This window comes from Tolypothrix campylonemoides VB511288_2, from assembly GCF_045999855.1.
Taxonomy (GTDB): Bacteria; Cyanobacteriota; Cyanobacteriia; order Cyanobacteriales; family Nostocaceae; genus Scytonema; species Scytonema bouteillei_A.
Map to the genome: position 1 here is coordinate 1 of NZ_JBFPMW010000026.1, position 13,101 is coordinate 13,101.

10 protein-coding genes are annotated in these 13,101 nt (G+C 38.7%); 8 read left to right on the forward strand and 2 right to left on the reverse strand.

Annotation, left to right across the window (positions count from 1 at the left end; translation table 11 throughout):
• Window positions 1–591 precede the first annotated feature (591 nt).
• On the forward strand, window positions 592–1,446 hold the full coding sequence (locus AB0756_RS39625) for a ParA family protein (protein ID WP_038083161.1): 855 nt from the start codon (window positions 592–594) through the stop codon (window positions 1,444–1,446).
• A 4-nt stretch (window positions 1,447–1,450) separates the two neighbouring features.
• Window positions 1,451–1,918 (forward strand): hypothetical protein, encoded by a 468-nt coding sequence (locus tag AB0756_RS39630; protein ID WP_038083159.1) that lies wholly within the window; start codon window positions 1,451–1,453, stop codon window positions 1,916–1,918.
• A 56-nt stretch (window positions 1,919–1,974) separates the two neighbouring features.
• Here AB0756_RS39630 and AB0756_RS39635 read toward each other — a convergent pair whose 3' ends face one another.
• Together AB0756_RS39635 and AB0756_RS39640 are read right to left on the reverse strand one after the other, a co-directional pair.
• Entirely contained in the window at window positions 1,975–6,168 is a 4,194-nt protein-coding gene (locus AB0756_RS39635) for a plasmid replication protein, CyRepA1 family (RefSeq protein ID WP_408037863.1), read from the reverse strand.
• 703 nt (window positions 6,169–6,871) lie between these two features.
• On the reverse strand, window positions 6,872–7,111 hold the full coding sequence (locus tag AB0756_RS39640; protein ID WP_038083156.1) for a hypothetical protein: 240 nt from the start codon (window positions 7,109–7,111) through the stop codon (window positions 6,872–6,874).
• 197 nt (window positions 7,112–7,308) lie between these two features.
• On the opposite strand from AB0756_RS39640, the gene AB0756_RS39645 reads away from it, so the two are divergent.
• From AB0756_RS39645 to AB0756_RS39670, 6 genes are all read left to right on the forward strand, one after another.
• A complete protein-coding gene (locus AB0756_RS39645) occupies window positions 7,309–7,530 on the forward strand; it encodes a hypothetical protein (protein ID WP_038083155.1) in 222 nt (73 codons plus the stop codon).
• Window positions 7,531–7,558: 28 nt separating this feature from the next.
• Complete coding sequence (locus AB0756_RS39650; protein WP_038083152.1) at window positions 7,559–8,026, forward strand: hypothetical protein; 468 nt, start codon at window positions 7,559–7,561, stop codon at window positions 8,024–8,026.
• Window positions 8,027–8,570: 544 nt separating this feature from the next.
• On the forward strand, window positions 8,571–8,708 hold the full coding sequence (locus AB0756_RS39655; protein WP_408037866.1) for a hypothetical protein: 138 nt from the start codon (window positions 8,571–8,573) through the stop codon (window positions 8,706–8,708).
• A 151-nt stretch (window positions 8,709–8,859) separates the two neighbouring features.
• On the forward strand, window positions 8,860–9,309 hold the full coding sequence (locus AB0756_RS39660; protein WP_038083147.1) for a hypothetical protein: 450 nt from the start codon (window positions 8,860–8,862) through the stop codon (window positions 9,307–9,309).
• Between the two features lie 73 nt (window positions 9,310–9,382).
• Window positions 9,383–10,225 carry a TCP-1/cpn60 chaperonin family protein gene (locus AB0756_RS39665; protein WP_038083145.1) on the forward strand — a complete coding sequence of 281 codons (843 nt, stop codon included), beginning with the start codon at window positions 9,383–9,385 and terminating at the stop codon, window positions 10,223–10,225.
• Window positions 10,226–10,309: 84 nt separating this feature from the next.
• Window positions 10,310–12,646, forward strand: coding sequence for an IS1/IS1595 family N-terminal zinc-binding domain-containing protein (locus AB0756_RS39670; RefSeq protein ID WP_038083143.1), 2,337 nt, complete (start codon window positions 10,310–10,312; stop codon window positions 12,644–12,646).
• Window positions 12,647–13,101: the final 455 nt, after the last annotated feature.

Below are 13,101 nucleotides of genomic sequence, written 5' to 3' on the forward strand. Positions count from 1 at the left end.
GGTCTTTTTTTGGTTTTTGGATGTATGGGTATAGGGACGTGGTGCGATCGCTCTTGGGGACAGCGCAAGCTATGCGATCGCACCTTGGGGTAGGGGATGTTGGGGTTGGTGGTGCGATCGGGCTGGGGGGATGTGGGGAGTGGGGTTGGGGGGTGTGAGGAGTAGGAGAGTAGGAAAGCTTATAGTAGGTCGTTGTATACTAAAAACGCCCATATCAAAATATTGATGAATATAGCTTGTGGTTTGGGAAATATTGCAAAGGTAATAGAAAAAATTATTGTGATAAGTAATAACGACTTTAAAAGTTTCCAAATACTTTTAAACATTTCAATTCGGTTTTTTGCGATAGGTTAGACCTATGGTTCCCTTTTTGACTAAGTGATATATCACTGCCGAATAATAGGATTTAAACGACATCTCCCAATCTCTTACTATTCCTAGCAATTAGCCTTTTTCTGGTAATTAAGCCACTCTACTGAATTTCTGTGAAGTTTTCCTCGCCTACCTGCTTAGTGAAGAGAACCGTTATTTTCATCAAAATTTTGGGAAACCTATATCTGTAGCTTTTTATATGCATCAATCCATAAAACTATGTCAGCCAAAGTTGTCTGTATCTCTAACCTCAAGGGAGGAGTAGGTAAAACTACTATTACTATGGCGCTAGCAGAGTACCTAGCGGGGAATATTCACTCTAAACGTGTACTTGTTATTGACTTAGACCCACAGTGCAATTTGACAAGTGTAATGATGGACGAGGATACGTGGGATAAAGACTTTGAAAAGAAAGAGTTAACCATACCTTATTTATTCCGGCATCCCGATCTTTTCTTAAATCATTTTAAAAACGATGAGTTCATAGCTAAATCAGGTATCTCAAGTCTGAGAAAGAATTGTTCTTTTAAATGTTTACATTTTATCCCTAACAGCGCTCGAATGTTTGAAGTTCAAGAAAATTTGATTAATCAGAATTATTTCTTCTCATCTTTAAAACCAGTTAATCTCTTACAAGAGCTTCTCAAACCACTATTGAGTAAATATGATTATATTTTGATAGACTGCCCACCAACTCTTAATCACATTATAAGAAGTGCTTTTTTAGCAAGTAATTTTTGCTTAATCCCTTGTGTTCCTAATAAAATGTCGATTCATGGATTAGAACTAGTGCTTGAACATATTGGGAAGTCGAATAAAATTCATGGGCATAACTTGAAAGCTTTAGGGATTATAATTTCTAGATACAATGGGACATCGGCTCAAACGGCAAGTATCAACTTTATTAAAGAAAATCCTCTTTTTCCAGAAGTTTTTGACGCTGAGATTCGAGAAAGAAGCAAAATAGCACAGGCTTTAGACTACGGTGGGCAAGTAACTTATAAACAAAAATATGGAGAATCTCACGATGATATGAGCGCGTTAGCTAATGAATTTATTCAAAAAGTAGGTTAAACAAATGGATTCTTCAGAGGTAGCTAATTTTTTGAGAATTATTGCAGACGCAATAGATTCCAAACCTGAAATGATTACATTTATCACTTCAGCTATAAAAGAGCATTCGGATAAAATTATTAACTCATCCGAACTTGAAAATTCTTCTCAACCAATAACTAAGCAGAGCAATACGACTACCAAAAAGTCTAATAACAGGACTACTGTTAGAAAATCTGATGAAGGGAATAGAGTCAACGGTGAAGTTCTTTTGAGCAAATCAAGAGAAATCTTAAGAGGGCAGGGAGAAGAACAACTAAGAAGGTACTTAATTGCACAAGGCGATAACATAAGAGAAATCTTGAGATATGGGCATCTTGACCCAAATAATACTATTCGTCGTAGAAGAAACTTAAATAGTATTATTGAGCATATTATTAGTACGCTCATATCTCAAGATAAGAGTGGTACATTATTTGCAAAATATGTCTAAAGGCTTTAAAAAGCTGTTTAATGGGCTTCAGTAGTGGGGGATTTCTCCCCCAGCAACTAACCTACGACCACATAATCATTTGGGTCTAAATCGTCACCGTCGATTACCTCTATCCCCTGCTCAAACGCTGTATAGCAACTGTAGTACATTTGCTTGATAGATTCGTGCAGGTACTTGCTGGTTTCTAGTAACGATTTCCGTATCCGAAGCCCAAATAAATGAAGGATTTCTCCAAATTGAGACGGTTCAGCCGCTTTAAGTATCACTAGAGCTTCTTCAGGTGAGTGTACGCGATTAGCAAGTTCTAAAGCATTCTCTGGTGTTGGTGTGGGTAAGCTTTCTTTTTTAGCTGTTCTTTTCCACCCCAAAGCTCCTTGCAGTACTTTGGGTGATTCCTGTACTGGTTTTTGTATTGGCGTTGTTTCTTGCACTGGTACTAATTCCTGTGCTGGGGTTGGTTTCTGTACTGTTTCCTGTACTGGCGTTTGAACTTGTAAAGCTTCTATATAAGTCTGCTGTACGTCACTGCTAAGCAATCCCCAAGCTTTGTTAATTGCTTCCAGTGAGGATTCGTAGCCGTATTTATAAGCTGCGATCGCATTTTCAATCCCCAATTCTAGAGCGTTGTTTAATCGCAGTTCCCACAGTTTGTGTTTGGGCATAAATCTTAGGAAATCGAGATAATATTGTGGGTTTTTTACGCATATCTCATTATCGACAGCAGTTAATATTGCTTCAACACTCTCTAGTTTGGGTTTCAGATTGAGGACTTGCTTGTGTTCCTCTAAGGATAATTGACTCCAAGCCAGGGCAATGATGGCATCGATATTACGGTTATAAGATGCCTGCTTTTCAGTGACACTACCGTCCTGATTAAAGCGTTTTTTCTCGTGCCACTCACTCTCAGCTGCAACCACTTGATTATATTCTGTAGCGGCTCGGAACTTATTAGCTAAATTTTGAGCGTGCTTTTCGTTGGAAATCCAGCTGACTTGAGAGTTGTCAGAAGCCATCCAATCTAAATGTTTTGACTCCATCGCTCTAAGAATACCAAGCCTTTCTGGTGATTTAAAGTGTTTTTCGTCAATTACATAAAAATAAGCTCTCTTCCCGTTTGAATCTCTACCTTTTTTTAGTTTTATTCCAATCCACTTTAAAGCAGTACGTAAGCAGGAGATGTATTCTTCCTGATTTTTCTGTTCTTGCGGTGGTCGGTAGTTTAGTTCTATTTGAATTTGTTCACTTGCTTTGATTGCTTTATAAAAAGCAATAACTTCAGGGCTTTCTTTTGTCCACTTACGGTTTAAATCTTCAACAAACTGAAGAACGTTCAAGTCTTTTAATGCCTTTATTCTCGTGAATTTAGTATCAATCACGCTCGTAGCGTTGAAGTCCTTAGCCGTGAATTTAAAGAAAGAGTTAACTTCGTGTTTCTTTTCGGCGATTTCAAAATTGTTTAAGAAAAAGAAATTTTCATGTTCGTAAATTTTGTCTTTATTACGTTCAACCCAGTAATCTAAAACGAATTTTTCTTTCCAAAATTCTTCGTTTTCAATCCCTGGCAGTGCTTTTAGCAGTCGTGTTTTTTCAACTCTGTACCCAATTTCTCTATTAGGCTTGTCTTTCTCGTATTTTTTGAATTCCTCCTCTTCTAAAGGCTGAGCTTTAAATATAGCTGCGGCTTCTTCTTCTAAATATTCTTCCTTTGCCTCTTCAGTTTTGTCGTTGGTTGCTTTGCAAGACACTTCTTTAACCAATTCAACCGTGTGACCTTCTTCTTTTAGAGTATACATCAAACACTTTCTGAGGTTGTTTCTCTCAAAATTCTCTAGTGCGAATAACTTTAAAGAGAATTCGTAAAAAATGTCCTCCTTAATGGATTTTTCGATTTGAGTCATCATTATTTCAGTCGCTGACTCCTTACAATCTGCTGAATGCGTCGCTAGGATAGCTGACTGATTAAGCCTTTTAGTTAAAACTTCGTGAATTTGTTTTGCAGCATAATAGGGCGGTATTTTGTGGTCTCGAATTGCAGTACGTTCGGGGCAATGGACGTAGTGAGTGACTGAAGTATCTCTCAATCGGTTTAATCCTTGTCTCTGGCTGTTTGTGGTTAAAACTCCTGATAAAAATGAAAGCTTGCAAGTGAAATAATTCTTGATATCAACACTTAAACCAGACTCCCCAGACGGTGATATAATTTGGAAATCAGGTTGAGTTTCTTCGATAAACTTGTTGGGATCGGTCAAAAACAGGTCAGCCCAAGGTTCCGACACTGAATTTTGGTTTAATACGTTGCCCTTTTTACCTTCATTTTCTAAAACTCTACCAAGCGATTCAGTAAAAACCTTTGAATCAGCAAAGATAAAAGGTTTTTCATTCGGTTGTAGGGCAATATTTATCAGGGGAGAGCGATCGTGTTTCTTAATCTCTTCTTCACTGGTTCCAATGGTCTCCACAAAGATAAAGTTTTGCGGAACGACTTGTTTCTTTTTAAGAACTTTGACGACTTTCTTATCAGGTGCTATCTGAGCAATAATGCTAGTAAAGAAATCGCTTTGATTGCCGTCTAGTAGAACTATACGATTACATTCTTGTATTGCTCTTTTGAACATTGCCAGGATTTCAGCTTGTCTTCCTTTAAGAGTTCCGCCATTCAATCCGTGAAGAATTACCGAGCAACTTTCGTCAATGTAAATATCCCGACCAGTGAAGTGACCGTCAAGTTTAAAGATAGAATCCAAACAACAAGCTAAATGAGCGTATGGGGTTTTTAGAAGTTCTTGAACGTCATCGCTATCCTTCTTTTTAAGGAGGTGAATCGTCACTCCTACTGTCAGCGCTCTCTGTATGGTTTGCTTCAGCAGTGTGTTACGGTAACCAATAAGAATAGCTCCTTTATTGGTGCGTGATTCAAGTGTTTTGATATCCTCGATCATCGCGTGTGTTTTACCCGTACCCATGGGGGATAGAATGCTTATGATAGCTTGCTCGTTGGGCAAATTTTTAGGGAATTTAAAGTTGGGGTCATTATCATCAATGGTGATGTCTGGGTCAAATTTTCTAGCGTCTAACCAGTTGTGGAATTGCTTTTCGTTATAGTCATCTAGCCATTCTTTTTTGGCTGTTTTGGCTGTTTCTGAGTGCTCTTCGATTAATGCTTTAAATGCTGTGTCGTCAATAAATTCTATTTGGTCGTAGTTTTCCAATTCATCAATATCATCATGCTCTTTAGTGGTTTGACCCCACCATGCAAAACGAACTTCAAACCCTTGGCTCTTAAAAAATTCGTACTCGGATAGCCACTTGGGGGCAACATTTTTATTGAGAATGTCGCCAGCATCAGGACATAGAGTGATTTGGTTCCCGTAGCGTTCCCGCATTATTGGTAAGAACTTAGCAGCGTGATTGGGGCTGGACTGCCAAAATCTACCGCCACCAAGGACAGCGTATCCTAGCTTGTAGTTAACAAGCACTGGCTTAATCTCATTGCCTTCAGTCACCCAAATCCCTTGTTTGGTTGGGTCTGTTGCTTCTAATACTGCCAGTGGCAACTCACCATATATATGTGGTGTTGCTCCTTCAGGATTTTTTTGAGTTTTCCCAGTTAACCAGCGATAACGTCCACCGTTTTCAGGAGCGTCGTCAAGCCTCATTTTTAAACCAACGATTTGACCCAACTGGCGAACTGGACAGACGATCGCTCTCACAGCTGCATTAAGAGTAGCGTCTTCTTCGGTAAACCTCACGAACCCAGGTAATTTCGTGTCGTAGTAACCAAGAACCTTTTCCCATGGCTGCCGAATGCTCCAATACCCAATCTCAATAATTTGCTCCAGGGTAAACCCTCTTTTCAAAAGGTTTTCTCTGTGATCTGGGATTAAAACTTTCTTGCTTTGAATTTTTGAGTACTGCTCGTGTCGCTGTTCTGCTGGTAGCTCGTTGGCGATTGCGAATCCTTTCGCTTTCTCTTTTTCTACAGCCTGTTGCTTCTTAGCTTCCCTGGCTGCTTCTCTGAATTCTGGTGACTTTAGCTCGATGGAGGATGCTAATCTCCAGTACGACCATTCAGCAGCCATCTCTAGAACACAAATCCAATCCCCTTCTCTCTGCCCCAACCTGGCATCTCGGAAGGTCATGCAGGCTTTAAAGTTTGGATCGTCTTTACTGTGACGGCATTTTCCTGATTTGTCACCACAGAAGCATTCTTCGTTACGATTGGTTGGATAGAAATTTTTTGAAAAAGACATTGTGAGAATAACTCCTTATTAATTAACGAGGAGTCACCCCTTGGACGGCTTGAATGCTGTGGGCTAGAATGGTACTATATAAAAAATATTTATTTATATAGGTGTTTTTCAGTCGTTCTTTGTGCAGTAGGTCTCTTGCTTCTACAAGAGGGAATTCAAGCCACTCCAGAGGATGACTATTTATTTTTTGGAAGGTAATCGCCCTTGCGGGTGTCTAAAGCTTATCTATCCCTGTTAAATCAGGGATATTAGCTAATGCTTAAGAAAATTTCGGGATATTCGACGGACATACAAATATCCCTAATTAATTCATAACATATCCTGATACAAGTATTTAAGTAATCTGTTTTAAATTTTTCCAAAGTCATGACTTTTGTCCTACAGTACATGACTTTTGTCATGTATCCGATTATACTTATCTTACAATTTATACGAATGTTCAATCTTAAAGAATATCTCACTTTTTTTGTAAGATATTTTTGGAACTTGGGTAGTAAAAAATACATTTGTATAGAGCTTCTAGGTTGTTTCAGTGGAATTACGGGTATTTAGTTTGTCATAAAAGCATTGATAAGACAATGTTATGAATCAAGGTTTTTTGGCAGTACATAAGATGTATAAATTAAAACGTTTAGAAGAAAGTTGGGTATTTTACAAAAAAAATACCATGTTTGCCCGTGACAAATAAAACGAGCACAGTATTTTAGGATTTATTTTCCTTATCACCGTAAATTTCCTCGAATTTTGCGGCTATTTGGGCTTGCGATAGCGAATTAGGGTCGATTCCAGCAAACGCTAATAACCCAAGCTTCAATAAATACTCTATATGGTTGTTCACGCTTCGGGTTGCAATTTCTGCTGTTTGCTCGATCGCACGTTTTACAACGGGATCGACTCTAAAAGTTGTTTGTACCTCTTCACGCTGTTTTTTGGGTCGTGGCATTGATAAGGGCATATGTTTTTTATCTTCTTTATTTAATCGCAAATTGAGCGAAACTACTCCAATTATATCTTTCTAGTTTTATTAATAATCATAAAATAATCACAAAACAATCATATAAATTTAAATATATGCTATAGTTGCAGCATAAGCTCATTACCTGGCTATTTGGTAAAAGACATCACCCTATTCATGACTCAATGTTGAAGTTAAAAGCCACCACCAATCTCAAAATCGAAGGCTCCACACTATCCCGTGTAGTCTCCAATCCAGTCAGAAAGCGCATACATTGCGACTACCAAGCAGGAAGTTATTTAGGTGAACTTGTATCGCCTATCTGGTGTCCCGGTCAAGTTTATCAAGTCCTTACTGCCAAAGGACTTTTGAACGTTTTTAAACATGATGTAATCGATTTTCGCTAAACCACACTATATAAAGGAAAAAGAAATTATGACACACGACAAAAAGATAACTGAACTGGTAACCCTAATCGACCAAATAAAAACTGAATTCCCGGATAAACCTTTCGTTCTGGCTGAATCTTTTATGAACGAGTTCAACCGTTTGAATTCTTTTCCACGACGTGAGACAATATATTTTGATTTAAAATTAATCGAAAAACTTGGAAATTTGGAAGATTTTTCTTACGAGATAATTTTGAACGTTATTAATTCTCAAGAAAAATCAAGCGATAAAGCTGCTTTGGACGAGATTAAAAACTGCAACGCCAGATATTCCGACGATTACGATTTCCGTCGTGCTGTACTTTTAATTTTAAAAAATACTTCCAGCAACTACGATGAGATTTTAACTACTACTTTACAAGTTTTGGTAACTGTTGCTGAAACTTGTTTAGGTGACTTGCAATTAAAGTTAAAACAAGCGTCAGATCCGTTTTATCGCTATTTTGGTGTATAAAGTTCTCCAATATTCCGAGTGAACGGTCTCACCCCTGACCTGAAAAACTAACCCCACAAAACAATTAACAGCTAACCCCATAGAATTTAGAGATTAGCTGTTAATTAAGAGTAGTCAAGACCAGAGAATCAGAGAACCAGAAAGCTGGGCTTATAAAGCGCCCGAATTATTATAAGAATTTATTAAAAATCTCTTAATGAGATGTTCTTATTATAACAATAAAAAAGCTAGTAAGCGCGATCGCATGGACTCGAAGTCCTCTAGTTTTACTGGGATTATTCCCAACCAACTAACCAAAAATAAGGAGTTTCTAAAACTAAATTTATGTCCACGCAATCAATACTGCACTTTGAGATTGAATTCCATCACACTAGCCAAGGAAGTGACCTTGAAATCTACAACTCGGAAGGGGATACAGTAGCGTCCTTTGTTGGAGACAAGGCAGTCAAGTTGTTCGTTCTCTTAAACAACTTTGATAGCGAGAATGAACGTAATGCCTATATACAGGCTAGATTTTGCGATTCTTAAACTTAGGATGTTTGATATGGATGCAAAAATCAAGCCAATCATACGCCGTGTACTGGCTCAAAAAGCAAGTCTTGAATCAATGCAAGAACTTAATAGAGTGACCGCAAAGCCTGAGAAACTATCACGGTCAACTCCCAATCCTCAATCCATCTAGAAAGAGAATCCATGCGATTTTATCACCGATTTTTGGTAACAGCCATGATTGCAGTTACCTTTTTTCCCATGCCTGTACTTGCAAAATGCAAACATCATGGCGATAACAAGCGTGAACACTGCTTAACTCAATTAACCAATAGGAGCTATGTATGAGCTTTGGAGAACATTTTGAGAATGCTGTGATAGGTTTTGTAGACAAGGTAGACGCGATTATTAAGCGTAACCATGATTGGCATGAAGAGTCGATCGCACTAGGGTTAATCACCGACTCAGAAAAGCTCAAAATGTTGAAGGCTGAACTTTACCGTGAGGTTAGGCTATCTAACCCCAATCAAGCAAAAATTTCTAATCTCACCAGTGCTATCCACACCTTAGAGGAAATCAAACACGCTGAAGAGGCAAGGAAGTTTGAACGCCTCAAGCACTCCTACACATTCCCAGTGCAGTTAGAAGTTTTCACTAACACCACAATCTTTTTAGCGATCGCAGTTGTGATGATTAGCTACCTTGGCTCATTTACTTGTGGTGATAGTAGATCGCAATTCTGTAATAACGCCCGTGTTATCCCTACTCAGGTTGATCAATTTTTCAAAGATTGAAGTACGGACAGGAGGCAACCTTAACCCGTACCCAATACCCTCATTAAGCACGTCAAATAAGGATTCTTTAATTATGGCATCCAAGAAAGGAACTGTTACAGGCGCAAGTTTGGAAAAATCCAACCGTGGCAAGAAAGGAGGTTTAACAGGTAGCAGGCGTGTTACTGGTGAAAAAGTGGAAGTTACCCCAGAGATACCAGAAACACTAGCTGTACTCCCTACCAGTGACCCTGAAGTTGCTACTGCTGACTTTAACGCTCGTGCCAATTTAGCAGAAAAACTCCAACAGGCTGGACAAGTTGTTGCACCTGTGGTTGGTGCGGTTGGGCAAGTCGTTGGAACTGTTGTTACTAAGGTAAACACTTCAGTCCAGTCTGCACTCAATCACAATCCAAGTTCACTCACAGATGGCACTGTGGATACTGCTGGAATACTTGCCTTAGCTGATGCCAATATTGATAGCTCAATTCCTGAGTTAGAGTCTGGTGAAGCAATCAAGCGAAATATCATCATAGCCAGACAGCGAAATTATGTTGGTGTAGCTATCAATAACACCAAGCTAAAACAAGACCTGGCAACACTTGACCTTGAGCAACAAAAGCTGATTGGATTACTGATTGACGGTAAGACGGCTGGCATTACCAATGAGAAAAAAGCTGTACAGTACCAACGTGCCGTCGTAGGACGTGACACCGAACTGAGCAAGCTTGAGCTTGATTCAGAACTATTGACACAGCAACGTATACGCACTGAAGGCACTCAAAACCAGACTGAACTTATCCGAGAGCAAGAAGAGTTAAAGGTTGAGATGTTGCGTGAACAAGTTGAGAAACAGAAATATGAAATTCAAAATGTCCAGTACGAAAAAGAAAAAATCAAGCAAGAAGCTGTGGCGAAGTTTGCAGCAGGATTCTAAAGTTCTAATTCACTGGTGAACTGAAAAAACAAGAGGGGTGAAATTCCCCTCCAACTTTATAAACATTGAAGTAGGAATTTTATCATGTTTAACCAAATTTACTACGGAGTTTTCACAGCCAGCGCTTTATTGGGTGTTGTTGGAGGTATTCAAGCGTGGAATTTACCTCAAGGATGGCAAAAAACACTCGCTTTAACTGTTGGTGTTGGTGGTAGTACTTCAGCCTTAGTATGTGCTGGATTGGGAATTGCTTACGGTACTAAACACCAAAGTTTAGAGAATGAAACGAGCGAACGTATAAACCGAATAGAAACAGCTAAGAACCGAGAATTAACTGATTTAAAAGTGGTCATTGATAACTTGAAAAGCAGTATCAACGTTCTAGAATCTCAGGGGGATAAGTACACGGAACAAATCAGCAATCTTAAAGACCAACTTAATGAGAAAGCTAAGGAATACTTTCAGATAGTTTCTGAGAAAGACCTGAAGATTAAAGAACTAGAAGGTATTATTAGCCTGAGAGACACGCGAGTAGAAGACTTCCTGACTGATTGCAGAACTTATACTGTTAACTTTTTCTCAGCCCGATATGATGATATTTCAAGTCTTCAAAAGTCTTTAGAAAAAGGTTGTGCTTGTCCTGACGTTTCCGATGATTTAAAACGGAGTATGCAAGGAAGAATCCAAGATATTCAAGAACTTAAACTAGAATTGTACGATGCAATAGAGGAAGTAAGGAAAACCGACTTTAAAGACTTCAAAGAAGTTTTAGGATTTATCTTTACTTTTGACAATAAGTTCTTAAACTGCAAAACACGATGGAAAGATTTAAAAGCCAGAGAAATTAAAACAGAGAACAAAGAACTGAAACAATCCCTTAATGAATCAGTACCTAAAACAGTTGCCCTAGAACGGTTTAAGGAAGGTATAGAGGACGTAGACACTAAGATTACAGAAAAGTATGAAACATTGCTTTTGAATAACAATTCAATTCATTCTCAATTACTAGATTTACTTGAAAAACGTAATTTAGTGATTGATGACTTACAACGTGAGAATGAGCAACTTAAAGAAACCTTAGATAAGCCTTATCAGTTTTACGGTACAAGTTCAATTCCTGTGACTGGTAACAAGATTTCAGAGTACTACTACCGATACTTTAGATTTAAACTTGATTGTCTGGACTGGCAAGAAACTGAGGTAGGGTGTAGGTTTATTTTCTCCATCGGTCGCAATCCCGGTATAACACTTAAGGAATTAGAACAAGAAAACAGCAGTGAACGGTTAGCAGCTTTAGTTGGAGCGATCGACAAAACATTCCCTAAAATTGAGATTCACAGCCATAACGCTACGGTCACAATCGAAATTCAAACCAAGCTACCAGTGAAGCAACCATTACCGACTGCTGAAGACATCTTTAGGGAGTGCGGCATTATCAGGGCTGAGTTATTCGGGCAAACAATCAGGAAGTACCACATTGAGAAAACTGGTAAACCTACGCTACGGGTCATGAGTGCCACAGGTGGCGGTAAAGGAATTGCAATCAAAAATCTACTTGACTATTATCTACACAACTTAGACGGTTATGAGATTTGGTTGAGTGACCCGCAAGACGGTAGTGAGGAAGATTATTGGAATTGTGAAAAAGCAGCGACCAATCCCAATCAAGCATCAAACCTGTTTAACAAGTTTGCTCAGTTGTTGCGATCGCGTGATGCTAAAACCTCAACTGACCCCAATATTCCAGTACTGGCTATCTTTGACGAATTCGATAAAAAGCATGATTTAGACGACAAGAAAACAGCCAGTGAAATCTGGACTACCATTAGGCATCACAGCATGAGACTGGTTTTAATTGGTCAGTCTGGTGAAGTTGGGAAGAATCGTTGGACGTGGGATGAAATGAACAATTGCTGTTTGCTGTTCATCTCGAATGCGATCGACACTTTCATCAAACACGCCGATAAAGACCTTGGGATGAATCCTGAGACACTGGAGAAGTTCAGCAAGAGTTACAGTAAAGCTTCTAAGTGGATCGCCAAGGTTAATGAAGATATCAGCCCAGAAAACCAATACCGATTGGCTGCTTTGTACTGTAACGGGCAAGCGTTGCTATTAGAAATTCCTGTAGCTCATAAAGGTATGCTGACTGATGGTAAGTCTTGGTTAGCGTCTAAGCCGTTTGAAAAAGCATTGTCAAGCAACAATCAAGTTAATAGAGTTATTTCTAACATTTTGAATGAGGTACAGAATGAAGTAGTAAATGACGTTTTAAAGCCTGTTATTACTTGTCCTCATTGTGAATCTCCAAATGTTAAAAAGAACGGTAAGGACAAAGCAACTAAGACCATTCAGCAGTATAAATGCAATGACTGTGGTAAAGGATTCGGTGAGAATGACGTTTTAATTAACAGTAATTAGTGATTTATAGAGTGTCTGGCTAGTCTGGCTTACTGTCTGGCTAGCCCGATATACAGCCCGATACGATGCTTGAAACCATTGATTTTACGTGTCTGGCTAGCCCGTCATTTTTCCTATAGGGGGTATAGCCCGATTAGCCCGATTAGCCCGACATGGACTGAGTTAATGTTAGTTAAAAGTCAGGTAAGGTTTTTGGGGAATTCTACAAACTAAGAATTTATATTAGAGTATATCTCGCCCGTCAACAAATACTAATTGACTTTAACTACTTTCTAACAGCTAAAAAACCGTTATTTAAATATTGGGCTAGTACTGAATTCAATCTAATAGGTAAAATTCGATTGAACTTTCCTTAATTGCTGAACACGCTCTCAAAAATGTACCCTATTGGGTACAAAATCATTTTTTCTGTGTTATCTTAGCAGCAATAAAAGTTTGTAACCTTTACAGTGTAA

Coding starts and splice junctions, on each gene's coding strand:
- AB0756_RS39635 (WP_408037863.1), bottom strand. CDS start 6,168: ATGTCTTTTTCAAAAAATTTCTATCCAACCAATCGTAACGAAGAATGC.
- AB0756_RS39655 (WP_408037866.1), top strand. CDS start 8,571: ATGGATGCAAAAATCAAGCCAATCATACGCCGTGTACTGGCTCAAAAA.
- AB0756_RS39640 (WP_038083156.1), bottom strand. CDS start 7,111: ATGCCACGACCCAAAAAACAGCGTGAAGAGGTACAAACAACTTTTAGA.
- AB0756_RS39650 (WP_038083152.1), top strand. CDS start 7,559: ATGACACACGACAAAAAGATAACTGAACTGGTAACCCTAATCGACCAA.
- AB0756_RS39660 (WP_038083147.1), top strand. CDS start 8,860: ATGAGCTTTGGAGAACATTTTGAGAATGCTGTGATAGGTTTTGTAGAC.
- AB0756_RS39670 (WP_038083143.1), top strand. CDS start 10,310: ATGTTTAACCAAATTTACTACGGAGTTTTCACAGCCAGCGCTTTATTG.
- AB0756_RS39665 (WP_038083145.1), top strand. CDS start 9,383: ATGGCATCCAAGAAAGGAACTGTTACAGGCGCAAGTTTGGAAAAATCC.
- AB0756_RS39630 (WP_038083159.1), top strand. CDS start 1,451: ATGGATTCTTCAGAGGTAGCTAATTTTTTGAGAATTATTGCAGACGCA.
- AB0756_RS39645 (WP_038083155.1), top strand. CDS start 7,309: ATGTTGAAGTTAAAAGCCACCACCAATCTCAAAATCGAAGGCTCCACA.
- AB0756_RS39625 (WP_038083161.1), top strand. CDS start 592: ATGTCAGCCAAAGTTGTCTGTATCTCTAACCTCAAGGGAGGAGTAGGT.